This is a genomic window from Murimonas intestini, assembly GCF_024622195.1.
In the GTDB taxonomy this organism is placed as follows: Bacteria; Bacillota; Clostridia; order Lachnospirales; family Lachnospiraceae; genus Murimonas; species Murimonas intestini.
Window position 1 is genome coordinate 93,211 of the sequence record NZ_JANKBI010000001.1, and the last position, 25,080, is coordinate 118,290.

Sequence of the window (25,080 nt, forward strand, 5' to 3'; positions counted from 1 at the left end):
GTTTACATAATTAAATTATGTAAACTATTGGCCGGGAGTGATATTATGAGGCCCGATGACTGGGAAGACTGCCTGCCTGCCCGGATGGCTGAAGAGCAGGATACGGATGAGCAATATGTTTATGTAAGTGCGGAAGAAGAAGCAATGGAGCTGCGCAGGAAAGCAGAAGAGAATGCCGCCAGGCTGAAAGAGAGGACTGCGTACCTCACATCAGGATATGGATATGAGAGCCGTCCGGCGGCTGCAGACTGCAGTGCTCCTGAGGAATCAGGACTTCCCGGAACTTTTTCCCTTCGGCTGATAATCTCCGCTGCCATTCTGGGAGCCTTTATATGGGCACACCTCTCTGATGAGAAAGTATTCGGGCTCTCCACTGTTCAGGTAACAGAAGCTCTTGCACAGAATACCACGCCTGAAGCTGTGGCGGCATTTCTGAATGAACGCTGACACTCGTGCAGATTGTCAGAAATCAGAAAAGTGTTGGCAAATAATTGCTCCGGAGAGATCCGGGGCTGTTTTTTTGTTACATAGGAAAGTTCGTCCTATGTAACAAAAAACGCTCCGCGAGGATCGCACTGCGGCGGTAAGGAATCATGTCGCTAAAGCGACCCGCCGCAGGCGGAGAATCCCGCTTGCGGGATTCTTTTTTATTCCAGGAAACAGCTCAAGACAGCAAGAATGGCAAAGATAATAATCCAGATCTGCCTTATACTGGATTTACCAGACAGGGAGGTGAAGAAAGTGGAAAACACAGAATTTATATTGAAGGTTAAGAAATATATTAATGAGCATTTGGACGAATCCCTTGAAATCGAGGTGATTGCAGGATGGGCCGGCTATTCTGTATATCATTTTGCCAGGCTTTTCAAGAAGGAGAGCGGCCTTGCTGTTCAGGAATATATAAGGCAGCGCAGGCTGATACGTGCTTCAAAGGAAATACTTGATGGCAGCAGGATCCTGGATGCAGCACTGTCATGCGGCTATCAGTCACCCAGCGGTTTCTGCAGGGCCTTTAAAAAAGAATTCGGTTTTCCTCCTGAGCTTCTGAAAGTGTTTGGGCTGCAAAAAAACTGGAGCGATAATAATAAGAAAGGCAGGGAGATGTATATGGGACATATCTTTATGACACAGACGGATGAGCACATGGGAAAAGAAGAGTTATTTGAAAAATTGTCGGAGGCAGTGCTGGAAAATGGGAGAGGCTGCGATATGGACGGGTTAAAGCGTGGTTATAATGCAGCCTGCAGCATTTACCAGGGTATGAACAGGTATTCAGGTGAAGAGTATGTGACTCATCCTCTTCATGTAGCTCTTCTGCTGGCGGAGGCTGAAGCAGATGAGGATACAGTCATTGCCGGTATGCTCTGCGATGCTTTCACAAAAACAAGTGCCAGCATAGAGGATTATGCCGGGGACATTTCTGAAGCAGCTATGGGGATACTGAAAGAAATCTCCGACCAGGACCGGGATATACCGGATCTTACAGATAATGCGCTTTTAGTGAAGCTGGCTGAGCGTCTTCATAATATGCGTACTATTGAATATATGGATGAAGAGGCAAGGAAGGAAAAATCAAGAGAAACTATTAAAATATTTGTTCCGGCCTGTAAAAAGCCGGGAAATGAGAAGCTTCTTGCAGAGCTGAATGATATTGCAATGAAATATCTGTAGAAAAATAAATTAGAAACATTATAAGCAGAATCTCTGCACCGCAGCGTGTGTTGTGTTTGATGCACTAATATGTTATAATCGTTGTAACGTGCACAAACATAAAGGGGAAGTATCAGATGACAAACAGCTGCGGTATAAGAGGCAGGTTCAGGGTGCTGTGCGGGTTAGTCCTCGCAGGCACCCTGATTCTGGGTGGATGCAGTGAACGGAATATTGTAGAGAATTATGAAGAACAGCAGACCACCGTTACAACACTCACTTTTTTCGGAAATAAATACGAGCCAGAAAATGTAGTAGTTATAGAGAGCATCATTTCAGAGTTCATGGATGAAAATCCTGATATCCGTGTATCCTATGAGAGCCTGAAGGGCTCAGCCTATTATGATGCCCTGGAAAAAAGAATGGAAGCCGGAAAAGGTGACGATGTATTTATGGTTAATCATGATATACTTCTTGAACTGGAAGAGAAGAATCAGGTTGCCGATCTGTCAGGACTTGCTTCTATACCAGAATATACTGATCTTATGTTAAGCCAGATGGCAGAAGGAGAGCATATCCACTGGGTACCCACTGTTGTGACTGCTTTTGGCCTGTATTGTAATCTGGATCTTTTAAAAGAATATAAACAGGAAATACCGGAAAATCTGGAGGATTGGAAAAAGACATGCAGTGTTTTTAAGGAGAAGGGAATCACTCCGGTTATAGCTAATAATGACATCTCGCTTAAAACGCTGGCTATCGGACAGGGGTTCTACTCTGTTTATCAGGATGACCGCCAGAGTGAGGTCTTTGGAAATCTGAACAGCGGAACTGAGAAACTGAGCCAATACCTCACATCCGGGTTTTCCATTGCTGAGGAATTCATACAGAAGGGATTTATTGATGCAGAGAAGGCCCTGGACACAAAGAAGACAGAGGATGATCTGACTGAGTTTGCAAAGGGGGAATCACCCTTTATGCTTACAGGCGCCTGGGCCGCCGGAAGGGTAGAAGGGATGGACCCTGGATTTGAATTTGCCATAGCACCTCTTCCCATCCTGGACGATGGAAATATGCTTGTAATAAATCCTGATGTGAGATTGAGTATAAATGCACAAAGCGAAAATATGGATGCTGCAGTCAAATTTGTAGAATTTTTTACTAAGGAAGAAAATATCCGGAAATTTGCAGACCAGCAGTCTTCCTTCAGCCCGCTGAAGGGAGGCAGCCCTTCAACCGTTAAAGCCATACAGCCCCTGATTTCCTGCTACGAAGAGAACAGGACCGTTATAGGAACAGACGGGCAGCTAAACCTCCCCATATGGAACTTAACAGCTGATGTGTCTAAGCAGCTGCTGGCAGGTGAGGCGCTGGAAAATGCCATGGAATGGATGGACCGGGAAGCGGCGGCAGAAAGGGGAAAACTGTGATAAGGCAAGAAGATTCCAGAAGGGGAAAATATAAGATAGGAATTGCAGCTGTCCTCATAGGCACTGTGCTTTGTCTGCTTACTTTTCTTTTTATCAGTGAGGTTAAGAAGCAGCTGTGGCAGCAGTCAATCAGCACTATAATGGAAAGCACTCAGCAGGGATGCAGTACGCTGAGAGTACAGCTTAATAATGATTTCGAATCACTGGGAATATTGTCTCAGTCCCTGACCAGGTTTTCCAAAGAAGAGATGGACAGGCTTGATGAAGTGCTTCATGATTACACCCAGATTGATAAAAATGTTGCTCTCTATCTCCGTGACGGAACCTTACTCCCGGACGGCGTACAGCCGGATGAAGAAGTCAGCGCATGGCTGGAAACAGCTGATGACATGAATGGTATCATATCTCCTCATATAAGCAGTGTGACAGGGATGAACACATTTAATGTGTCTGTGAAGGCTGTGATGCAGGACAATATGGAAGGGTATCTTGTAAAAGAGTATGAAGTAGACAGTATCGTGGACAGCTTTACTCTTTCTTTTTATAATGATGCCGGTTTTTCCTATGTAGTTAATACGGCAGGGGATGTTCTCATACGTCCGCCCCATCCCAACAGCAACAAAACTGTTCAGAATTTATTTGATATGCTTTCTGTCACAGAAAATGAACAGGGACAGCTTGAAAAGTTTGCCCGGTCACTGGAAGATATGAAGACGGGCTGGGCTGTATTTTCCTATCAGGGGGAAGGTACTGTGTTTTGTTATACTCCGCTGGGGCTGCAGTCAGACTGGTATCTGATCTCGATCATCCCCAAAAAAGTAGTAGATGCACAGACAAATCAGATCCTGATACGCACCTTTATATTGATACTGAGTATAATTGCAGGCATCCTTATCCTGGTTCTCTTTTATTTTTACCATGTAAATAAAATGAACAGAAGGCTGCGCAATCAGGCTTCTTATATTGGGCACCTCTATAATGCTGTACCGGAAGGAATCGCACTGATAACAGTGGATACGCCCCACAGGTTTATCCAGCTGAACAACGAAGGACTGAGAATGCTGGATTATCCGGCAGATGCCCCTAACAGTGCGCCTTTAGGAAAGTATCTGAATGAGGTGATACATCCTGACGATTATGAAGATCTGGAGAAAGTCTTTCAGAATACAGCAGATGAGAATAAAAAAAATATATTTGAAAACCGTATTCTGAATCAGGAAGGCGGATTTTTCTGGGCATCTGGTATTGTGGAGAAGACGCTGGACGAAAATGGCGATGCCATCCTTATTGCCACATTCCATGATATTACAAAAGAAAAGCTGGCTGAAGAGGCTGCAAAAAAAGAAAATCTGCAGGAACGCATGCTGCTTGTGGGCGCTGTGGCAAATGTTTATCCGGTAATCATCAGTGTAAATCTGACGTGTGATACTCTTAAATTCATATATGTTAAGCCGGGACTTATGGTAAATATGGGGGGACAAAGCTCATACAGTGAATTGTACAAAGAATTTCTGCCTTCTGTACATCCTGATTACCATGACGAGTTCCAGAACCGTTTTGCACCCGGGAAACTCCGGTCAGAACTGGGAAAAGAGAAAAAAGAGATCTTTCTGGAAGCAAAACAGCTGCTGATAGACGGCAATTATCACTGGACCTCAACACAGGTCATTTATGTAGAGAATCCTTATTCTGACGACCAGCTTGCAATCCTGATTTCCAGAAGGATCGATGAGCAGAGATATGAGGAAGACCAGCAGCGGATGGCGCTGCAGATCGCCCTGGAAAACGCCAGAGCAGCCAATGCGGCTAAGAGCCAGTTTCTCTCCAGTATAAGCCATGATATACGCACACCTATGAACGCGATTGTTGGGATGACGGCTATCGCTGCTGCGCACATGGATGACAGGGAGAGGGTGGCAGAATGCCTGAAAAAAATCAATCTGTCAAGCAAACATCTGCTGGGGCTGATCAATGATGTCCTGGATATGTCCAAGATAGAGAGCGGAAAATTATCCCTGAGGGAAGAGCCATTTAATCTGGCGGAAATAGTCTCAGAGGCAGTGGAACTTGTGCGGTCTCAGGCAGATGCAAAGCATCTGGCCTTAGATGTTCACCTTTCAGTACTGCGTAATGAAAAAGTAATAGGAGATCCTCTGCGCATCAGCCAGGTGTGCATCAATATCCTGAGCAATGCTGTAAAATACACACCAGCCGGGGGCAGGGTCAGTGTGGAGATGCACCAGGAGAGCAGTCCGCGCAAGGGTTATCATAATTATCTCTTCCGCTGTGAGGATACAGGCATGGGCATGGATGCGGAATTTCTGGAGAAGCTTTTTCTGCCGTTTGAACGTGCCCAGGATACTACAAGCAGTAAGATCGTGGGGACAGGGCTTGGCATGGCGATCACGAAGAACCTCATTGATATGATGGATGGAGATATCCAGGTAGAGAGTGTGCCCGGTGAAGGTTCCGTCTTCCTGGTGACATTCTCCATGAAAAAACAGGATGCAGAACAGGAGGAGGTTCCGGAAGAATGGGTAGGCGTGCGCAGCATCATTGTGGACGACGACAGGGTGACATGTGAGGATGCCGTTGAACTTCTGGAGGATATGGGACTGCGTGCTCAGTTTGTCACTGACGGAAAAACTGCAGTGAAGTTAGTTTTAGAAGAATCTCATACACAGGACCCGTTCAGGCTTGTTATCATTGACTGGAAGATGCCGGATATGGACGGCGTGGAGATAGCCCGCAGGATCAGGGCCAGGATAGGTGAAGAGATACCTGTCATCATTCTGACAGCCTATGACTGGGCTGAGATAGAAAGCGAGGCGCGCAGCGCCGGAGTGACAGCATTTTTGGCTAAGCCATTTTACAGGGCCAAGATATGTTATCTTCTCAATGAGCTGAGCGGAGATAAATTACCTGATGACGGTGATATATATGGCCTTACAAAAGATTTTTCAGGCAAATGCATTCTTCTGGTTGAGGATAATGCAATCAACCGGGAAATAGCCGGTACACTGATAAGGGAGCTGGGAATTCAGGTGGAAGAGGCCTGTGATGGGGCAGAAGCGCTGGAAAAGATCGCTGCCAGTGAGGAAAATCATTACGACTTGATTTTTATGGATATACAGATGCCGGGAATGGACGGGTATGAGACAGCTAAGGCTGTCCGTCTCCTGGAACGGCCGGATATGAAAGAAATTCCTATCATTGCCATGACAGCGAACGCATTTGAGGAGGATGTGCGGGATGCGCTCCGTGCAGGGATGAATGCGCATTTTGCAAAACCCATAGATGTAAAAGCGCTGGAAGAGTTACTGGAAGAGTATCTCTTGTCAGACAAATGGAAAGAAACACAGAGGCGGCGGCAGTGAAATAGGACTGCTGCCGCTTTTGAGGTGGATTAACAATTCTGAAACAATTCTCAAACAATGTACAAACTTAATTGAGCTATGATGCTGTAAAATAAGATAATACAGAGATACAGCTGCCATTACGGCTATGCTGGGAAATATACATAAAGTGATATTGAAACAGGGACGGAGGAAATATTATGATTCATATTCTTGTTGTAGACGATGACAGCAGGTTAAACCAGGCGGTGTGCACTTATTTAAATGACTGTGGGTTCGAGGCAAAGGGTGTCCTGAGCGCCAATGATGCATATGAAGAAATGTACAATAATATCTATGAACTTATTATCTCAGATATCATGATGCCCGTGGCTGACGGGTTTGAATTTGCAGAGACAGTACGGCAGATCAATAAACAGATCCCCATTCTTTTTATGTCAGCAAAAGATGACTTAACCTCCAAACAGCGGGGATATAAGCTGGGAATTGATGACTATATGGTTAAGCCGATTGAACTGGCGGAGCTGGAAATGCGCGTCCGCGCGCTTCTGCGCCGGGCAAATATTGAGATGGAGCGCCGGCTGACAGTGGGAAATCTGGAAATGGATGCGGACGGTATGACGGCAGCAATAGATGGTGAGGAGATCACTGTGACTACAAGGGAGTTCAATATCCTGTACAAACTTCTCTCTTATCCTAAAAAGACATTCTCACGTTCACAGCTTATGGATGAATTTTGGGGGCTGGACAGCAGCACCAGCTTAAGGGCAGTTGATGTCTATATAACAAAACTTCGTGACAAATTTTCCTCCTGCGATGGTTTTGAAATTAAAACAGTAAGGGGACTTGGATATAAGGCGGTGCTGAAATGAAAAAAGGTTCCATGGAGTCAAGGTTCCCCACGTCTATATTTGCTATGTATCTGGTTGTGCTGCTTTTAATGTCAGGGATTCATACAGGAATCATTGTACTTATGAACAAATTACAATGGAATGAGTGGGTTCAGGCGGTAATCCCCATATTATACTGGTCCCTCATAGCCGTGGGAATTACAGTCATTACCCGCTGGCGTATGCAGAAAACATATGACGAACCTATGAAACAGCTTGCCAGGGCGAGCCGCCTTGTAGCGGAAGGAGATTTTTCCGTCTATGTTGCCCCCATCCACACGTCAGATAAGGCAGATTATCTGGATCTGATGATTGAAGATTTTAATAAAATGGTAGAAGAGTTAGGAAGTATTGAGACATTAAAAACAGATTTCTTTTCAAATGTTTCTCATGAGATAAAAACACCTCTCGCAGTCATTCAGAGTAATGCCGAGCTTCTGCAGCGCAGAGAGATCAGTGAAGAACAGCGGATGGAGTACGCAGAGACAATCCTGTCTTCGTCCAGACGGCTGTCCAGCCTGATCACTAATATGCTGAAGCTGAACAAACTTGAAAAACAGACGATCAGGCCTGTACCGGAAATTTATGATGTGTGCAGACAGCTCTGTGAATGTGCGCTGCAGTATGAGGATATGTGGGAACAAAAGGAGATTGAATTTGATGCTGATCTTGACGACAGGGCATATGTGGAGGCAGATCCCGGCCTTCTAGAGCTTGTATGGAATAATCTTTTATCAAATGCCCTGAAATTCACGCCCAGGGGAGGCAGAGTCCTGCTCCGCCAGGTGAGTGAAGGGGGGCAGATAAAGGTAACCGTGTCAGATACAGGCTGCGGCATGGATGAGGAAACTTTAAAACATATCTTTGATAAATTTTATCAGGGTGACACATCGCATTCTACGGAAGGAAACGGCCTTGGGCTTGCATTGGTGAAACGTGTCCTGGAGCTGTCAGACGGAACGGTTTCTGTAGAAAGCCGGAAAGGATCAGGTACAGTCTTTCTTGTTACTGTACCTGCGGCCCTTAAGAGAGTCTGAATTGGCTTATTGCCCGTGTAAATCAAAGGCTTGAATATAGGAGAATAAAATATGGACAGAGGATTGTCAAAAAAAGATTTTACAGGATATGAATATAAGGAAGTGACTGTAAACGAAGAACAGGTATCTTTTTTCCTTGACTGTTACGAACATTTTGGCTGGACTCCTGATGCCAATGTTCCTGTCAGAAATACTGGCAGACAATGTACAGTCCAGTTGAAAAGAGACAGGAAGATAATCAACAAAACTGAACTGACCAGGCTGCAGCGTCATTTTGAAGCCTGCGCGGCTGAACTGGCAGCTCTGGAAAAATCAAGGACAACAATGGCGGTTATCTGTTCCCTTGCATCAGGGCTTACAGGTACTGCGTTTATGGCCGGATCTGTCTTCGCAGTAACTGCCTCACCTCCCGCTGTAGTTTTGTGCATTATACTTGCTGTACCGGGGTTTCTTGGCTGGATCCTTCCATATTTTATCTACCGCAAACTTACTGCATCCAGGACAAAAAAGGTAACTCCGCTCATAGAAGAAAAATATGATGAGATCTACGAAATCTGTAAAAAGGGACATTCGCTTCTGTGAATCAATGTTTCCTCAGTGGTTTTATCTTTCTAACAGGATAGCAGACTTCTGTGATAAGCCCGCTTTCATTTGTGACTTGAGAGGGGTCTGTTATATAGACTTCAAAAAGTGCATCATGGCCTTTGTAGCCTTCTTTTTCCGCCCATTCCATCTGTCTGGCATATACAGACGGCAAACCGGAATAAGGGCCGTTTAAGACTGTTTTCAGGCACAGTCCCGGCTTAAAGTCTCTTGTACCTGTGGCGTACTCCTTTACTGGAATTGCAAATTCCGTATCCATCCCAAGGGGGGTGTAGTCTTCACTGTGAAAAAGCACCATTGGGGGAGCCGCCGCAGTTAATTTCCTGTCTATGATTTTCTTAAATATTTCTCCGAAGCAATTCCTGTATTCTTCCTCAAAATCATTTTCATGGACCATCTTGCGGACAGACAGAAGATACATGGGTGGAACTTCTGTAAGCTGTACATCAATATTATCCATATACGACATCATAGACTTTCCCTGTTCTAAATTTGTTATATCAGCATCCAGCTGTGCTAAAGTTTTTACTAGTTCCAGTTTTTCTCTTTCAATCAGATGTTTCTTTCTGATGAGCTCCAGGCAGAGCTTTTCTTCCTGGGGTTCCTTTGAATGCAGAATAGCTTTAATCTCCTCTAAAGAAAAGCTGTAGGATTTCAGACGGTTGATAAATAACATAGTTTCTAATTGTCTGATCGAATAATACCTGTAGCCATTTTCGGGATTGATCTCCTCAGGCAGAATCAATCCTATTTCAGCATAATAGCGAAGTGTTTTTGCAGAAACCTGGCATATATTTGAAAACTCTCCGATAGATAACATGTAAATCCTCCCTTTAGATCTCTATACATCTGGCATATTCTTATACCATCTTATACCTTACCCCAGGGGAAGAGTCAATGGGTAAAATCTGTATAATCATTAATAATTCTGAAACACAATTTTAGCAAAGAACAAACAGATGACTGGTATGCTAAAATCAGATAGTTGAGTAAGGAGTTTTATCATGAATAATATATATGAAGGATTATATGAAAAACTTGCCCATGTTCAGGGACTGCTTTGCAAACAAGAAATATATGGCTGTACAGAATATGGCCAAATTTGTGATACAGGCCGGGAACAGGGACGTGTACTGGCGATGCTGAAAATCAAGCCTGAAATCAGTACTGGCGATTTATCATATCTGTTAGACATCCATCAGAAAATATTGATTGAAATATTAAATGGAATGGAGAAATCAGGATATGTACAGTGCACGCAGCAGGAGGGGAATAAGGAAACAATATTAGTAAATATCACGGAAAAAGGCCGGGAGTTTCGTCCGGCTGAAAAAGACAGCTGCGATATTTTCAGCTGTCTTTCAGAAAAAGAACTGCAGGATTTTGGAGAGTATCTGGACCGTATCATTGCTTTTCAGGAGACCAGGCTGGCAGCTTCCCGGAGAATAGATAACCGGGCAGACTGGCAGAAACGTGCCCGGGAGCATCTTGGCGATGAGCAGTTTGACGAACTCATCGAAGAGCTCATGAAAAGACACAGGCAGGCCTTTATAGTCTGCCATTAAAAATCAAACTTCCGGAATTCTAATAATAAACTTTGCCCCAATCTGATTGTTTGTATCTAATGAAATACTTCCATGATGGAGTTCAATAATATGCCTGGCTATTGTAAGTCCTATCCCATTTCCGGCAGCCGAATGAGAAACGTCCCCCTGAAAGAATTTATCAAAAATGTGTCTGGCTGTCTCGGGCGGAATTCCTCCGCCCTGGTCTGCTATAGTAAAAACAATGTCAGTGTCATCATGGAAGATTTTTATCTCTACCATACCGTAATCCGGTGAGAATTTAACTGCATTATCCAGCAGGTTTATCCAGACCTGGTTCATTAACTCTTCATTTGCATTAAGCATTATTTCTTCGCAGTCAAATATGATCTCCATATGCTTGTCCGACCATTTTTTATCTAATAGTGCAATAACCCGTCTTATCTGCTCACTCACATTGTAATGTGTTTTGTCCGTCAAAATAGATTGTTTTTCTATTTTTGACAGATTAAGTACATTTGTTGCAAGCTCTGTTAAACGTTCAGACTCTGTTATAATGATATCAAGATATTCATTTTTTTCATCTTGTGTAAGGTCATCACGTTTTAACATTTTGGCAAATCCCCTGATAGAAACAATGGGGGTCTTAAACTCATGGGAAAAATTATTAACAAAATCGCTTCTGAGCATCTCAACACTTTCAAGCTCTTCAGCCATGTGGTTAAAGCTGCTGCTCAGATGTTTAAACTCATCAGGTCCCACAAGATGGATCCTGGTATTGTAATTGCCTCTGGCAATCTGGTCTGAGGCCTCTATGATCTTTCTGATAGGTGCTAAGGGCCGGTGGCTGAAAACAGCCGCCAGCAGTGTTCCCACCAATAAGCTGACAAGTGCAAACAGCAAAAGGGGAAGTCCGTCTGGTTTGCCGTGGGGCACTCCCAGCCTGTTCAATAAGATCATTCCAAGTAAAACAAGCAGCATGGCCAGCAGCATGATCAAAAAGAATGTGGCAGCGAACAGAAGAGAGAGACGTATCTTATTCAAATATTTAGTTAATCTGGTTTTCATTTTGTATCACCGCCTTATATCCGATACCACGGATAGCCTGTATTTTAAATTCCGGCCACTCTTCAAATCTTTTGCGAAGCCTGTTTATATGGACATTTACTGTTGTATCTACCGTATCCGATTCCAATCCCCAGATTTCATCCATCAGCTGTAACCTGGTAAATATCTTGTCGGGATAGGAGAGAAGCTTAAAGAGAAGCAGAAATTCTTTACGGGGAAGCGTCTGGCTGGCATTCCCACGGGTAACTGTCAGTGAATCATAATCCAGGACTATTTTTCCAACATACAGTTTGTGTTCGTTTGCTATTTTGGCCCTTCTCAGCAGAGCCTTTATACGCAGCAGCATCTCCTCCTCATTTACGGGCTTTACCATATAATCATCCGTACCTGCCAGAAACCCCCTGCATTTTTCTTCCGGCAGCTGTTTTGCTGTAACCATTAAGATAGGTGTTGTATCACCGCAGGCTCTGACAGTCTCAGTAAATTTATACCCATCCATTTTGGGCATCATAATATCAAGGACAATCAGATCAATATGCTGATGGTCTGTAATATCTAATGCAGCAAGACCGTCAGAAGCAAGAAAAACCTCATATCCGGCATGAGAAAGTACAGCCTTCATAAGTTTTGATGTATTTTTATCATCTTCTACAACTAATATCTGAAACATGTATTAAAACCTCCTGTCATCCAATACTTATCATTATATCACAAAAGAAAAACTGAAAATAAATTGTATGAGTTTATTTTCAGTTTTTCAAAGTATAGTAAGATGCATAAGACAATAAAAGCAGCATAATCAAAAATAGTATTGTCCTGTAAGACACAGCATACAGGCATGCAAATGAAAGGAGTCATCATATGCTTCAAATACAAAAAATCAAGAAGGAATATATCACAGGGGATTTAGTTCAGACTGCTCTTGATGATGTTTCCCTGAACTTAAGAGACAATGAGTTCGTCGCTGTTCTTGGGCCAAGCGGTTCTGGAAAGACAACATTACTAAATATTATAGGCGGACTTGACCGATACGACAGCGGTGATCTGATCATCAATGGGATCTCAACAAAAAAATATAAGGACCGTGACTGGGATTCCTATAGGAATCATACTATAGGTTTTGTATTTCAGAGCTATAACCTGATCCCCCACCAGTCAGTCCTGGCTAATGTAGAATTGTCGCTGACAATATCCGGCATTTCCAAGTCAGAGAGGCGGAAACGTGCCAAAGAAGCGCTTGTAAAGGTAGGCCTTGACGGACAGTTCCATAAAAAGCCAAACCAGATGTCAGGAGGACAGATGCAGAGAGTGGCAATCGCAAGAGCTCTTGTGAATGATCCTGATATTTTGCTGGCAGATGAACCTACAGGAGCACTTGATACGGAAACAAGTGTCCAGGTAATGGAATTGCTGAAAGAGGTGGCAAATGACAGGCTTGTGGTAATGGTCACCCATAATCCGGAGCTGGCCGAAAAATATGCGACACGTATTGTAAAATTAAGAGACGGAAGGATAAAAGATGATTCTGATCCCTGTGAGGTGGATCATACAAGTCTTGAGAAACCAAAACATAAGAATATGGGAAAATCCTCCATGTCTTTTTTAACATCACTTTCATTAAGCTTTAATAACCTTAAAACAAAAAAGGGAAGAACTTTTCTGACCGCTTTTGCAGGCTCTATCGGAATTATAGGCATTGCCTTGATAATGGCTCTTTCTAATGGAGTAAACACGTATATTTCAGATATCCAGAAAAGTACAATGACATCATATCCCATATCTATTGAGGCACAGACAATTGATATGAGCAGTATGATGGAAACAGGAAGGAGACTATCGGGTTCGGAGGATACAGGACACAGCCTGGATGCAGTATACTCAAATGGAAGTGCTATTGAGGCGGTATCCAGCATAACAACAAGCTTTACAGAAAATAATCTTACAGATTTCAAAAAATATATAGACAACCCGGACAGTGAAATACACCAGTATGTAGGTGAGAATGGTGTCGTATATTCTTATGATACAAAGTTTGACGTCTATGCCTATGACCCGGATGAAGTGCTTGTCAACACAGATGGAAGTACACTGACAGATAAAAATGACACAAATTCCAGCAGAATGATGAGCAGTATGGGAAACATGGGAAGTATGGGAAATATGGGCAGCATGATGTCCGGGTCTGCAGGTAATTTCAAAGAGATCATGCCCGGCAGTGACGGAAAAGGCATCAGCACCGCAGTAACTGAGAATTATGATGTTTTATACGGTTCCTGGCCGGAAGAATATAACGAGGTTATCCTGGTTTTAGATGAGAATAATGAAATATCATCAACAACGCTGTATGAATTAGGATTACTGCCATCTGCGGAGTATAAGGAAATGATGACAAAAATAGAGGACGGAGAACCTGTAGAGGCAGGTACGCAGAGTTTAAGCTATGAGGATATCTGCAGCAAAGTATTCTATATGGTTCCCTCCTGCGATTATTATGAGGAAAATGAGAATGGAACCTTCCGCAGCATTGCCGATGATAAATCTAAAATGGAAAATCTTCTGGAAAATGCTGTTAAATTAAAAGTTACTGGTGTGGTGCGTCCGAAAGAAGATACGGAAACAATGCCTTTAAATGCACCAATTGGATTTACAAAGGGTCTGACTGACTATTTGATCAGCCACACAGAGCAAAGTGCCATCGTCCAGGCACAGAAAGCAGATGAAAGTATAAATGTCCTGAACGGACTGGCTTTTGAACCGGCTGATAATAATGAGAAAATTGAAAATACAAAGACATATCTCTCTGCTCTGGGCGTATCAGACAAGGCACGGCTTTTTAAAGACATTTTAGAAAGCGTCCCGTCTGGAACTCAGTCAGCCTCGTCTCAGATGATGGATATGGGGGAAGAACAGCTTGCAGCGGCGCTGGACTCTTACCTAGAGAACCCGGATGAGGACGTCCTGCTGTCTATTTATGACAGCTACATCTCTACGGGAAGTTATGATGATAATATGAGCGCTTTTGGTGTAGTAAGCCTTGATGCCCCATCAGCCATTAATATTTATGCAGATAGTTTTGAAGATAAAAATGCGATATCAGATTGTATAGATAAATACAATCAGACTGCAAAGGAAGAGGATCAGATCAGCTATACAGATTATGTGGGAATGCTGATGTCGTCCGTGACGACGATCATAAATGTAATATCATATGTATTGATTGCTTTTGTTGCCGTATCGCTCATAGTATCGTCTATTATGATTGGGATCATCACTTATATTTCAGTGCTGGAACGCACAAAAGAAATAGGTATACTCAGGGCCATCGGCGCTTCCAGGCATAATATATCCCAGGTATTTAATGCTGAGACTTTTATTATCGGGCTGTGTTCCGGACTGCTTGGAATAGGTATCACACTTCTTCTTTTAATACCCGGTAATGAAATCATACATGCTGTTGCCGGAACAACTGCAGTGAATGCTTCACTGCCTGTCATGAACGCAGTTATACTGATCCTGTTAAGCATGCTGCTCACTCTTGTAGGCGGCTTTATACCTGCAAAAAAGGCAGCAAAAAAAGATCCTGTTACCGCCCTCAGAACAGAATAATAGTAATGAATAATAATCTCTGTGATTGCATCAGACTAAGAAACCTGATAGAATGATATCAGTATTTAGTAGTTACCAGCATTTACACTAAATCTTCAGGTCAGGCCGTAAGGTCTGGCCTGTATATGATACAGTAAACATAAGGGTAGCTGTGCCCTATGGCAGGGAGGTTATTATGCATTATATTACAGATTATTTATCGCCTGTAGGATTGCTCAGGCTTGCCTCAAAAGGAGAAAGCCTGGAAGGGCTGTGGATAGATGGGCAAAAATATTTTTGCGCAGGTTTAACAGGCGAAACAGTGAGAGATGACAGTCTCAATATATTTAAAAATACAAAGGATTGGCTGGAGAGATATTTTGCAGGGCAGAAACCGGCGGTATCGGAATTGATGCTTGAGCCGCCGGGAGGGGAATTCAGGCAGAGTGTATGGAATATCCTTTGCCGGATACCTTACGGACATGTCATGACTTATGGGGACATAGCAAGGGAAATAGCAGAGAAGACAGGCCGGAGCAGTATGTCCGGCCAGGCAGTCGGTGGGGCAGTAAGCCATAATCCGGTTTCCATCATTATCCCCTGCCACAGGGTAGTTGGGACAAACGGCAGCCTGACGGGTTATGCAGGGGGGATTGCAGTCAAGATTAAACTTTTGGAGCTTGAAGGCGTGGATATGGAACATTTATTTATACCCAAAAATCCATGTTGAATGTGTAAGGGAAAGTGGTCGACATGAAAGCTACGAATATAGAAAAACAGTATTACGGAAATCAGGTTATCGTATCAACGAAGGAAGAGGACTGCATCATCTATAAATTAGAGGATGAATCAGGAAGCGCAATTTTAACAAGGTATGAAGTATTTCCCGGCATTGCACTGGTGTATAATGACGTTCACAAACAGGATATATCGATTGACAGTAAAGACGATATTTATCACATCTTTGAAATTAACCACTGCAGAGAGGGAAGAATTGAATTTGAAACAGCAGGCGGCGAATATATATATATCAAGAAGGGAGACATAGCGGTAAATACGAAAGATGGGGTACGGAATTACTCCTATTTCCCTTTAAGTCACTATCATGGTGTGACAATAGAAATTGATTTTGGGGTAGTAGAGGCAGAGATTCCGGATGTGATGAAATTTATCCATATCGACTTGAAGAAAGTGAAAGAAAAATTTGTGACCAATCAGCATTGTTATGTGTTTCGTGAGAATGACCACTTTGAGCATCTGTTTGCTGAATTATATGCGATTCCTGAAAAAATCCGCAAATCCTATTATCAGATAAAAGTGATGGAGATTCTTCTTTTTATGTCGGTTTTGGATGTTAAATCAGAGAGTGTAAAAAATAGATATTATAATAAGAAACAAGTTGCGATAATCAAAGAAATTCATAATTATATGATTAAAAATATAGATAAAAAACTTACAATCAATCAGCTGTCTGAACAATACGAGATGTCTGCAACCAATGTAAAAAAATATTTCACAGAAGTCTATGGGAACAGCATCTACGCATATTTAAAGGAATACCGCATACAACAAGCAGCAAAAATGCTAAAAAGTACGACAGATGATATAGCAGTCATTGCGGGAAATGTCGGTTATGACAATGCAAGCAAATTTGCCAGCAGCTTTAAGAGTGTCATGGGAATCACACCGAATGAATTTAGAAAGTCTGTCTGAATGGATCATTCTGTATTTTTTGGAGTAGAAAAAAGTTTCAAACAACAATATAATAACAATTGAGTTAGGTGAGCCAAACTAAACTGCTCACCTATTATTATGATAATGGGTTAGAGGGAACTAACCAAGGAGGATTGACATGTCAACAAAGAAAGACAGTTCAAACAAATTACAAGGAAAGGATTTAATGAATGTAGGTATCTATTCAGCAATTTATTTTGTGATTGTATTTGCAGTTGCAATGTTAGGCTATATTCCGATTATGATGCCAATGCTATGTGTTTTGGTTCCACTGATTGCGGGAGTGCCTTTTATGTTATTCCTTACGAAAGTAAAAAAGTTTGGAATGATTTGGATTATGAGTATTATTATGGGAATTCTTATGCTGCTGACGGGAATGGCACAGTATGCACTGATTATAGGAGCTTTCTCAGGACTGATAGCAGAATTGATCTACAAGAGCGGTAATTACAAAAGCCAGAGTAAAGCAGTATTAACTTGTGGTGTATTTAGTATATGGGTTTGGGGAAACTTTATACCGCTATTCTTCAAACGTGAGAGTTATTGGGCTGCCAGACAAAGCTTTGGAGAAGATTACATCAATACATTAAACAGCCTGATGCCGATCTGGCTTTGCCCTATTCTTTTAGCAGCTGCATTTGTTTTCGGAATTCTTGGCGGTTTATTAGGAAAAACGTTACTTAAGAAGCATTTTAAAAAGGCAGGAATCGCATAATGGAGGTTTTAAGCAGTAGAAAGCAAAGAAGAGGAATTGGACTTGATCCTAGAACAACGATAGTATTGCTTCTAATGGTTGCAGTGTTTGTTCTAGGAGGAGCAGGCGGAAACGAACTCATATGGGCGAGAATTATCCTGGCGTGTGTACCAGTCGTTCTTTTACTTACCAGCAATAATAAGTTAAAGTGCATAGTTTTTGTATTGGTGTATTTGCTTGGATACTTTCTACAGTTTTATGTATTAGGTCATTTAACTGGGATTCTAAATTCTCTGATGCTTGCCACAGCAGGAATGATTACATCGTTTTTGCCAGGGCTTATGATGGGATACTATGCCGTATCAACGACAACGGTGAGCGAATTTGTTGCTGCAATGGAACGTATACATATGCCGGAACAGGTTATCATTCCTTTATCCGTTATGTTTCGTTTCTTTCCAACGGTCGTAGAGGAAGCTGGTAGCATTAACGATGCAATGCGGATGAGAGGAATCGCAATGGGGGGGAAACATCCGGGAAAAATGTTGGAATATCGATTGATACCTATTATGACATGCTCAGTAAAAATTGGTGAAGAGTTATCCGCAGCATCGCTGACAAGAGGACTTGGTGCACCAGTAAAAAGAACCAATATCTGTAAAATTGGATTTGGATTATGGGATATACTGTTTCTTGGATTAAGTATCTGCATAGTAATCTATTGGGTGTTGATTTTGATAGGAGTAAGAGTATGATTCGTTTAGAAAATGTTCATTTTCAATATGGGGACGAGAATGAAAATAATGGAGCACTTCATGATATTAACCTAGAGATTCCATCTGGGCAGGCGGTACTCTTTTGTGGAGAGTCAGGATGCGGAAAGACAACGATAACCAGACTTATTAATGGATTAATTCCACATTTTTATGAGGGTAGATTAACAGGAAAAATAAGAGTAGATGGACAGGAAATACAAAGCCAGGAATTATATGATACAGCCAAAATCGTAGGGACCGTATTTCAAAACCCAAGATCCCAATTTTTTAATGTGGATACCAGAAGTGAAGTAGCATTTGGACTTGAAAATCAAGGTATTAGAGAAGCTGAGATATTAAAAAGAGTCAATCAAACAGTTACTGAATTTCAGATGGAAAGTTTGATGGACCGAAGTATCTTTGAACTATCCGGCGGAGAAAAACAAAAAATTGCCTGTGCCTGCGTTTCAACGAGTTCTCCTGAAGTATTTGTTTTGGATGAACCATCTGCTAATTTGGATGTGCATTCAATGAAGTTACTTCATAACATGATCTTACGATGGAAACAGCAAGGGAAAACAATTGTGATTGCAGAACATCGATTAGCATACATCTGGAATCTTATTGACAGAGTGATTTTTCTGGAATCTGGAAAGATAGCAAAAGATATGCAGCCAGCAGAATTTCTAAAGTTATCAGAAACAGAACTTCACAGCATGGGACTTCGTTCTAATAATGAACAGAAAATATCAAAAATGCATAAAGCAACAGACATAAAAAACATAGAGTTTAAAGATATTACATTTGGATACAAGAAAGGAAAACAGATATTAGATATATCGAAAATACAAATCCCTGAGCATGAAATTACTGCAATTATAGGGCACAATGGTCTGGGGAAAAGCACATTTCTTCGCTGTATTTGCGGATTAGAGAAAAAATGTAAAACACGTATGATAAAAAATGGAGCCATGATAAAAAGAAAAAAGTGTCTTGCTGAATGTTTTCTTGTGATGCAGGATGTAAACCATCAGCTTTTTACAGAAAGTGTACTTGATGAAGTTTTAATTAGTATGGAACAGGAAGACAAAGAGAAAGCACAAGAGATTTTGGCAGAACTGGATCTCTTAGAATATGCCGGCAGACATCCAATCTCGTTGTCAGGCGGCCAAAAGCAACGAGTTGCAGTTGCTACAGCGATTGCATCAGAACGAGATATTTTACTTTTTGATGAACCCACCAGTGGACTGGATTATAAACATATGCTTCAAGTTTCTGCAATCTTTCAAAAGCTGAAAGCAAAGGGAAAAACAATTATTGTCGTAACACATGACATGGAATTCATAGAAGCAATATCTGCAAACATTATAGAGTTAAATACTAATTCTGTAAAGAATTACGCACAAAAGGAATTTAGAGAAGAGGTTGATTGTAATGAAAAAGAAAAGCTCCCTGCAGAAGTTATTTGAATATGCAGGTAATTACAAGTATTTGACGATTAGTTCCTGGCTTTTATCGGGAATCAGTGCGTTGATGGCATTGGCACCATTTTTATTTATATGGAGAATCATAAAAGAAGTATTGGAAGTAGCGCCAAATTTTGGCGAAACCGTAAATATTACGCATAACGGATGGATGGCAGTACTATTTGCCATATTATCCATGTTTATTTATCTGTGTGGTTTATTGTGTTCTCACTTAGCAGCATTTCGAGTTCAGGCGAATATTAGAAGTCAGGCAATGCATCATATTGTTACTCTCCCAATGGGATTCCTTGAAGGCTTTGGATCTGGAAAAATCAGAAAAATAGTAGACGAATCAAGTGCTGCAACAGAAACCTACCTGGCACATCAGCTGCCTGATCAGACTGGCGCCTATGTAACACCAGTGGGACTTTTGGTTCTTTTATTAGTATTTGACTGGAGACTTGGATTGCTTAGTCTGATTCCGGTAGCCGCAGCATTTGCCGTTATGAGCACAATGACAGGAAAAGGAATGGCTGAGAAAATGAAGCAGTACCAGGATTCTCTTGGAAATATGTCTAATGAAGCAGTGGAATATGTGAGAGGTATTCCCGTTGTAAAGACCTTTGGACAGTCCGTTTTTTCCTTCAAAAGATTCAAAGCAGCTATTGATGAATATGAAAAATGGGTAATCGCTTATACGATAGACATGAGAGTTCCCATGATGATTTACACAACAGTGATTAACGCAGTGTTCTCAGTATTAATTGCGGCAGCGTTTGTATTTACATCAAATGGGGTAACGAATGAATTCTTACTAAACCTGATATTCTATATCATTATCACACCGGTTATTACAGTTACATTGAATAAAATTATGTATGCCAGTGAAAATGTAATGATTGTGGAAGATGCGTTAAATCGAATTGATTCCATTATGAATATACAGCCGCTTACCGTGCCGGCCACACCAAAATCTCCAAAGAATTTTAGCATTGAATTTGATGAAGTAACTTTTCGATACAATGAAACCAGTAAAAATGCGCTGGATGGGATTAATCTAAGAATCAATCAGGGAGACCATATTGCACTGGTTGGAGCGTCAGGCGGAGGGAAAACTACTCTTGCATCCATGATAGCAAGATTTTGGGATGCAGCAAGCGGTAAGGTCAGCATTGGCGGAGTTGATGTAAAGGAACTATCAGAAAAAGAGCTGATGAATACAGTTTCTTTTGTATTTCAGGATTCAAAGCTATTAAAAGCTTCTGTACTTGAAAATGTAAGAATGGCAAAAAAGAATGCCACAAGAGAAGAAGTGGTTCAGGCACTTCATGATGCACAGTGCGATGACATTCTTGAAAAACTTCCGAATGGAATGGATACAGTGATTGGTGCAAAAGGTATTTACCTTTCAGGAGGTGAACAACAGCGATTATCGATTGCAAGAGTGATGCTGAAGAATGCTCCCATTCTCATATTAGACGAAGCAACAGCATTTGCAGATCCAGACAATGAAATCAAAGTCCAAAAAGCATTTCAGGAATTGTCAAAAGGAAAGACCGTCATTATGATCGCACATAGACTTTCGACCATAGTAAATTGCGATAAAATCTATGTATTAAAAGAAGGAAGAATAGTGGAGAGCGGAACACATGATAATCTGACGAAAAATAACGGAATCTATTCTGCGATGTGGAATGAATATGGAAAAGCGATAAAATGGAAAGTAGGGTTGAGTTTAAATGATTAGGAATTTACAACATAAATATGCACTCTCAGAGCGTGGTGCAAAGGATATGATAAAGGCGTTTGTATGCTGTACCTTATCTTATCTTGTGTTAATATTTCCGGTGGGACTGCTGTATTCTCTTGTTTCGGATTTAATGGAAGAGAAAGCGCCTGCAGACAGGATTTCGTTTTATGTAATAGGAAGTATTCTTTGCTTAGCACTTATATTAGTTACCACTTATTTGCAATATAATGCAACATTTCTTTCCACCTACAAAGAAAGCGGCATCAGAAGAATATCACTTGCAGAGAAGCTGCGGAAGCTTCCATTATCTTTCTTTAGCGAAAAAGATCTGGCTGATTTGACAAGCAGTATTATGGCAGACTGTGCTTTACTTGAAACAGCATCCTCCCATTGGATTCCGGAATTAGTAGGCGCACTTGCATCCACGGTTCTGATTGCTGTCAGTATGTTTTTCTTTGACTGTAGATTAGCGATTGCAGCACTTTGGGTTCTTCCGGTTGCTTTTGCGGTTATTCTTACTTCATCTAAATTTGTAAACAGAAAACAGGAAAAACAGATGGATGCGAAGATGGCATTTGCAGACGGAATACAGGAATGCCTGGAATCATTAAGAGACCTGAAAGCGAACAATTCACAGGATGATTACATGATTGGATTGGATGCAAAGATCAAAGCGGTAGAGAAACGAACAATTATTACAGAATTAAATAATGCTGTATTTAATGGCTCTGCAAGAATGATTTTAAAGCTTGGAATTGCTACCACTGCGCTTGTGGGCGGAAAATTATTAGCAGACGGAAGTATCGGTGTGCTTACCTATTTCATGTTTTTATTGGTAGTTTCAAGAATTTATGACCCGATGACAACAACACTTGATAATTTAAGTGGAATCATTGCACTGAATGTACCATGCAGCCGAATGAATGAAATCTTAGAACATGCTATGCAGACAGGTACAGACAGACTTTCAAATAAAGGGTATGATATCAAATTTAGCAATGTTGGCTTTGCATACAATGATGGGAAGCAGGTATTAAAAAACGTATCCTTTACAGCAAAACAGGGTGAAGTAACAGCCCTGATTGGTCCTTCAGGCGGCGGAAAAACTACGGTATCACGAATGGCAACCAGATTTTGGGATTATGATCAGGGAACGATTACGGTTGGAGGTATGGATATCTCCAAGATAGAACCGGAAAAATTGTTAGAACTTTATTCCATAGTATTTCAGGATGTTACGCTCTTCAACAATACGATCATGGAGAATATCCGTATTGGACGGAAAGGGGCAACAGATGAAGAAGTAATAGCAGCGGCGAAGCTTGCACACTGTGATGAATTTGCAGAGAAACTCCCAGACAGGTACAATTCTATGATAGGTGAAAATGGCTGTGATCTGTCAGGCGGAGAAAGACAAAGACTTTCCATTGCCAGAGCCTTTCTAAAAGACGCTCCAATTATTTTGTTGGATGAAGCAACTGCATCTTTAGATGTTGAGAATGAATCGTTAATTCAGGAGTCATTATCAAAATTGATACAGAACAAAACAGTCATTATTATTGCTCATCGAATGAGAACGGTAGCAGGTGCAGACCGAATTGTGGTATTAAAAGATGGAAATGTGGCAGAACAGGGAACACCTGAGTATCTTTGTCAGATTGACGGAATCTATAGTCATATGGCAAAGACACAGATGGAATCAGCGCAGTGGCAGTTGAAAAATACTCGATCCTATAAAGAAGGAAAACAGGCATAAAAAAATACTTATATTTATAAAATAAGAATATTTCTCAACAAGATCGGACTTGTATTTGGCGATTTATCCCTCCACCTGCCGAGGCGGGGAGTTGCACAATCAATTGTCCTCCCTAAGCCTCACTGCCGTGGCTGCCCTCCTCCTGCGTTCATCGTCCATGGCCGCATAGTGCTTTCGCGTGGTGTTTACATCCTTATGTCCAAGTACATCTGCCACCAGATAGATATCACCTGTTTCCTGATAAAGTGAGGTTCCATATGTACTGCGGAGCTTATGGGGAGTGATCTTTTTAGTGGTGGTAATCTGGCGTGAATATTTGCGTACAAGATTCTCAACAGCCTGGACACCGATCCGCTTTTTCTGCGTAGAATAGAAGAGTGCATGTTCATGTCCGGCTATGGGGGTAATCCCTTCACGGACGGGCAGATAATTTTTCAGAGCTTTTTCAACCTCTTCTCCAAAATAAACAACCATCTCATTTCCGCCTTTTCGTGTGACTTTAACCCCGTTATTTTTAAAATCCACATCCTCCACGTCCAATCCCACGCACTCTGAGACACGTATCCCTGTGCCGAGTAAAAGAGTAACGATGGCAAGATCCCTCTCTTTAGTCTTTTCGTAGTAGGCTTTCTGCTGCCCGGTAAGGCTTTCCCCACAGTGCTCAATATAGTCCAGGAGAGATGCCACCTCGTCCGCATCAAGCCTTATAATATTTTTTTCATGGATCTTAGGCATATCAATAAGGACCGTTGGATTATGCCCGACCATTTCACGTTTATAATAATAAGCGTAAAAGCTGCGCAGAGCGGATACTTTCCGTTTTATACCCCGTTCTCCGTTTGTATTCTGCTTATCTTCAGGTGATCTGTACACCTTCAGATACTCCATGTATTCCTCAATATCAAGAGCCCCCAGCTTGTCAAGCGTACCTGTATTTATATCTTTCATGGTACAGTTGTTCAGAGATGGATTTTCATCCAGGAGAAACTGAAAAAATACTCTCAGATCGTAAGCATATGAGAGCCGGGTCTTGGCAGTAGTAGTAGGTTCAATAGCCCTGAAAAAATCCTTCGAAAAGGGCGGCAGTGTCTTCAGGATCTCACGCAGTTTTAAGGTGAGAGTGACATCTGACTGCTCGTGGTATGTTGTTCGTTTATTCATTGTTTTTCCCCATTTCATTTTTATACATATATAATCCAATACTGAATATAGAGTAACATTTTCCAGTGCCGCTGTCAATCTATACGAAAAACCATAACAAAATATATTTTTATACTTTTTTGAAATTAATACTTGACAATACATAGTATCAGGATTATACTACGTATAACATACTATATATTAGATAGTATTCAATGCATGGTAATAGACAGTTAAGAGAGGAGGTAGCTGATGGATACACAGAGAAAGAAGGGTGTCTTAGATGTTTGTGTATTATCTGTCCTGCAGAGAGGCCCGTCTTATGGTTACATGATTATAGGAGAAGTTTCAAAATGCATAGAGATATCCGAGTCGACTTTATATCCCTTGCTGAAGAGGCTGGAGAACGCAGGATGTCTGACTACGTATAAAAAAGATTATAATGGGCGGGTACGAAAATATTATCAGATCACAGATACCGGACTGCAGCGGATAAATGAATTTCTGGATGAGTGGGAAGAGATGAAGAGTATCTATCAATTTGTACATGAGAATGCAAAAACAGATACAGTAGAATAAAGTAACTATTCAGTTACAAATGAAAATAAAACAGATAGAAGGA

The 25,080-nt window shown here is 41.6% G+C and carries 21 protein-coding genes; 17 read left to right on the top strand and 4 right to left on the bottom strand.

From position 1 onward, the window contains the following. Positions 1–45 precede the first annotated feature (45 nt). The 7 genes from NSB28_RS00450 (at position 46) to NSB28_RS00480 (ending at position 8,945) form a co-directional block, all read left to right on the top strand. Entirely contained in the window at positions 46–447 is a 402-nt protein-coding gene (locus NSB28_RS00450; protein WP_109624717.1) for a hypothetical protein, read from the top strand. 231 nt (positions 448–678) lie between these two features. After that, the gene (locus NSB28_RS00455) at positions 679–1,671 is read left to right on the top strand and encodes a helix-turn-helix domain-containing protein (RefSeq protein WP_109624716.1); all 993 of its coding nucleotides are present in this window, start codon (positions 679–681) and stop codon (positions 1,669–1,671) included. Positions 1,672–1,787: 116 nt separating this feature from the next. Then, positions 1,788–3,080 (top strand): ABC transporter substrate-binding protein, encoded by a 1,293-nt coding sequence (locus NSB28_RS00460; protein WP_109624715.1) that lies wholly within the window; start codon positions 1,788–1,790, stop codon positions 3,078–3,080. Then, entirely contained in the window at positions 3,077–6,457 is a 3,381-nt protein-coding gene (locus NSB28_RS00465) for a response regulator (RefSeq protein WP_257497356.1), read from the top strand. The genes NSB28_RS00460 and NSB28_RS00465 overlap by 4 nt, the downstream gene beginning before the upstream one ends. A 179-nt stretch (positions 6,458–6,636) precedes the next feature. Continuing rightward, on the top strand, positions 6,637–7,308 hold the full coding sequence (locus NSB28_RS00470; protein ID WP_109624713.1) for a response regulator transcription factor: 672 nt from the start codon (positions 6,637–6,639) through the stop codon (positions 7,306–7,308). Further along, positions 7,305–8,363 carry a sensor histidine kinase gene (locus tag NSB28_RS00475; RefSeq protein ID WP_109624712.1) on the top strand — a complete coding sequence of 353 codons (1,059 nt, stop codon included), beginning with the start codon at positions 7,305–7,307 and terminating at the stop codon, positions 8,361–8,363. The genes NSB28_RS00470 and NSB28_RS00475 overlap by 4 nt, the downstream gene beginning before the upstream one ends. A 51-nt stretch (positions 8,364–8,414) precedes the next feature. After that, complete coding sequence (locus tag NSB28_RS00480) at positions 8,415–8,945, top strand: hypothetical protein (RefSeq protein ID WP_109624711.1); 531 nt, start codon at positions 8,415–8,417, stop codon at positions 8,943–8,945. Between the two features lies 1 nt (position 8,946). On the opposite strand, the gene NSB28_RS00485 is transcribed toward NSB28_RS00480, so the two are convergent. Further along, positions 8,947–9,786 carry a MerR family transcriptional regulator gene (locus tag NSB28_RS00485; RefSeq protein ID WP_109624710.1) on the bottom strand — a complete coding sequence of 280 codons (840 nt, stop codon included), beginning with the start codon at positions 9,784–9,786 and terminating at the stop codon, positions 8,947–8,949. A 184-nt stretch (positions 9,787–9,970) separates the two neighbouring features. Between NSB28_RS00485 and NSB28_RS00490 the strand changes: the two genes are divergently transcribed. After that, a complete protein-coding gene (locus tag NSB28_RS00490; RefSeq protein WP_109624709.1) occupies positions 9,971–10,531 on the top strand; it encodes a MarR family winged helix-turn-helix transcriptional regulator in 561 nt (186 codons plus the stop codon). A 3-nt stretch (positions 10,532–10,534) separates the two neighbouring features. Here the strand turns inward: NSB28_RS00490 and NSB28_RS00495 are convergent, their stop codons facing one another. Together NSB28_RS00495 and NSB28_RS00500 are read right to left on the bottom strand one after the other, a co-directional pair. Beyond that, complete coding sequence (locus NSB28_RS00495; RefSeq protein WP_109624708.1) at positions 10,535–11,578, bottom strand: HAMP domain-containing sensor histidine kinase; 1,044 nt, start codon at positions 11,576–11,578, stop codon at positions 10,535–10,537. Further along, entirely contained in the window at positions 11,559–12,248 is a 690-nt protein-coding gene (locus NSB28_RS00500) for a response regulator transcription factor (protein ID WP_109624707.1), read from the bottom strand. Before NSB28_RS00500 ends, NSB28_RS00495 begins: the two co-directional genes overlap by 20 nt. A gap of 191 nt (positions 12,249–12,439) precedes the next feature. Between NSB28_RS00500 and NSB28_RS00505 the strand changes: the two genes are divergently transcribed. The 8 genes from NSB28_RS00505 to NSB28_RS00540 all read left to right on the top strand — a co-directional run bounded on the left by NSB28_RS00505 (position 12,440) and on the right by NSB28_RS00540 (position 23,318). Beyond that, complete coding sequence (locus tag NSB28_RS00505; RefSeq protein ID WP_109624706.1) at positions 12,440–15,184, top strand: ATP-binding cassette domain-containing protein; 2,745 nt, start codon at positions 12,440–12,442, stop codon at positions 15,182–15,184. Positions 15,185–15,359: 175 nt separating this feature from the next. Further along, entirely contained in the window at positions 15,360–15,893 is a 534-nt protein-coding gene (locus NSB28_RS00510) for a methylated-DNA--[protein]-cysteine S-methyltransferase (RefSeq protein ID WP_109624705.1), read from the top strand. A 23-nt stretch (positions 15,894–15,916) separates the two neighbouring features. Beyond that, on the top strand, positions 15,917–16,876 hold the full coding sequence (locus NSB28_RS00515; RefSeq protein WP_109624704.1) for a helix-turn-helix transcriptional regulator: 960 nt from the start codon (positions 15,917–15,919) through the stop codon (positions 16,874–16,876). A gap of 139 nt (positions 16,877–17,015) precedes the next feature. Continuing rightward, positions 17,016–17,612 (top strand): MptD family putative ECF transporter S component, encoded by a 597-nt coding sequence (locus NSB28_RS00520; RefSeq protein WP_109624703.1) that lies wholly within the window; start codon positions 17,016–17,018, stop codon positions 17,610–17,612. Then, positions 17,612–18,346, top strand: coding sequence for an energy-coupling factor transporter transmembrane component T (locus NSB28_RS00525; RefSeq protein WP_109624702.1), 735 nt, complete (start codon positions 17,612–17,614; stop codon positions 18,344–18,346). Before NSB28_RS00520 ends, NSB28_RS00525 begins: the two co-directional genes overlap by 1 nt. Beyond that, a complete protein-coding gene (locus NSB28_RS00530) occupies positions 18,343–19,815 on the top strand; it encodes an ABC transporter ATP-binding protein (RefSeq protein WP_109624701.1) in 1,473 nt (490 codons plus the stop codon). Before NSB28_RS00525 ends, NSB28_RS00530 begins: the two co-directional genes overlap by 4 nt. Next, positions 19,781–21,559, top strand: a complete 1,779-nt coding sequence (locus tag NSB28_RS00535; protein WP_109624700.1) for an ABC transporter ATP-binding protein — start codon at positions 19,781–19,783, stop codon at positions 21,557–21,559. The genes NSB28_RS00530 and NSB28_RS00535 overlap by 35 nt, the downstream gene beginning before the upstream one ends. Continuing rightward, positions 21,552–23,318, top strand: a complete 1,767-nt coding sequence (locus NSB28_RS00540; protein ID WP_109624699.1) for an ABC transporter ATP-binding protein — start codon at positions 21,552–21,554, stop codon at positions 23,316–23,318. Before NSB28_RS00535 ends, NSB28_RS00540 begins: the two co-directional genes overlap by 8 nt. 99 nt (positions 23,319–23,417) lie before the next feature. Here NSB28_RS00540 and NSB28_RS00545 read toward each other — a convergent pair whose 3' ends face one another. Then, a complete protein-coding gene (locus NSB28_RS00545; protein ID WP_109624698.1) occupies positions 23,418–24,479 on the bottom strand; it encodes a tyrosine-type recombinase/integrase in 1,062 nt (353 codons plus the stop codon). A 231-nt stretch (positions 24,480–24,710) separates the two neighbouring features. On the opposite strand from NSB28_RS00545, the gene NSB28_RS00550 reads away from it, so the two are divergent. Then, positions 24,711–25,037, top strand: coding sequence for a PadR family transcriptional regulator (locus NSB28_RS00550; RefSeq protein WP_109624697.1), 327 nt, complete (start codon positions 24,711–24,713; stop codon positions 25,035–25,037). The last annotated feature ends 43 nt before the right edge of the window (positions 25,038–25,080 follow it).

What these genes read in the sequence shown, in the direction of transcription:
- NSB28_RS00500 (WP_109624707.1), bottom strand. Translation starts at nt 12,248, where the DNA reads ATGTTTCAGATATTAGTTGTAGAAGATGATAAAAATACATCAAAACTT.
- NSB28_RS00460 (WP_109624715.1), top strand. Translation starts at nt 1,788, where the DNA reads ATGACAAACAGCTGCGGTATAAGAGGCAGGTTCAGGGTGCTGTGCGGG.
- NSB28_RS00470 (WP_109624713.1), top strand. Translation starts at nt 6,637, where the DNA reads ATGATTCATATTCTTGTTGTAGACGATGACAGCAGGTTAAACCAGGCG.
- NSB28_RS00505 (WP_109624706.1), top strand. Translation starts at nt 12,440, where the DNA reads ATGCTTCAAATACAAAAAATCAAGAAGGAATATATCACAGGGGATTTA.
- NSB28_RS00490 (WP_109624709.1), top strand. Translation starts at nt 9,971, where the DNA reads ATGAATAATATATATGAAGGATTATATGAAAAACTTGCCCATGTTCAG.
- NSB28_RS00535 (WP_109624700.1), top strand. Translation starts at nt 19,781, where the DNA reads ATGAAAAAGAAAAGCTCCCTGCAGAAGTTATTTGAATATGCAGGTAAT.
- NSB28_RS00530 (WP_109624701.1), top strand. Translation starts at nt 18,343, where the DNA reads ATGATTCGTTTAGAAAATGTTCATTTTCAATATGGGGACGAGAATGAA.
- NSB28_RS00510 (WP_109624705.1), top strand. Translation starts at nt 15,360, where the DNA reads ATGCATTATATTACAGATTATTTATCGCCTGTAGGATTGCTCAGGCTT.
- NSB28_RS00455 (WP_109624716.1), top strand. Translation starts at nt 679, where the DNA reads ATGGCAAAGATAATAATCCAGATCTGCCTTATACTGGATTTACCAGAC.
- NSB28_RS00540 (WP_109624699.1), top strand. Translation starts at nt 21,552, where the DNA reads ATGATTAGGAATTTACAACATAAATATGCACTCTCAGAGCGTGGTGCA.
- NSB28_RS00485 (WP_109624710.1), bottom strand. Translation starts at nt 9,786, where the DNA reads ATGTTATCTATCGGAGAGTTTTCAAATATATGCCAGGTTTCTGCAAAA.
- NSB28_RS00550 (WP_109624697.1), top strand. Translation starts at nt 24,711, where the DNA reads ATGGATACACAGAGAAAGAAGGGTGTCTTAGATGTTTGTGTATTATCT.
- NSB28_RS00495 (WP_109624708.1), bottom strand. Translation starts at nt 11,578, where the DNA reads ATGAAAACCAGATTAACTAAATATTTGAATAAGATACGTCTCTCTCTT.
- NSB28_RS00475 (WP_109624712.1), top strand. Translation starts at nt 7,305, where the DNA reads ATGAAAAAAGGTTCCATGGAGTCAAGGTTCCCCACGTCTATATTTGCT.
- NSB28_RS00525 (WP_109624702.1), top strand. Translation starts at nt 17,612, where the DNA reads ATGGAGGTTTTAAGCAGTAGAAAGCAAAGAAGAGGAATTGGACTTGAT.
- NSB28_RS00450 (WP_109624717.1), top strand. Translation starts at nt 46, where the DNA reads ATGAGGCCCGATGACTGGGAAGACTGCCTGCCTGCCCGGATGGCTGAA.
- NSB28_RS00520 (WP_109624703.1), top strand. Translation starts at nt 17,016, where the DNA reads ATGTCAACAAAGAAAGACAGTTCAAACAAATTACAAGGAAAGGATTTA.
- NSB28_RS00545 (WP_109624698.1), bottom strand. Translation starts at nt 24,479, where the DNA reads ATGAATAAACGAACAACATACCACGAGCAGTCAGATGTCACTCTCACC.
- NSB28_RS00515 (WP_109624704.1), top strand. Translation starts at nt 15,917, where the DNA reads ATGAAAGCTACGAATATAGAAAAACAGTATTACGGAAATCAGGTTATC.
- NSB28_RS00480 (WP_109624711.1), top strand. Translation starts at nt 8,415, where the DNA reads ATGGACAGAGGATTGTCAAAAAAAGATTTTACAGGATATGAATATAAG.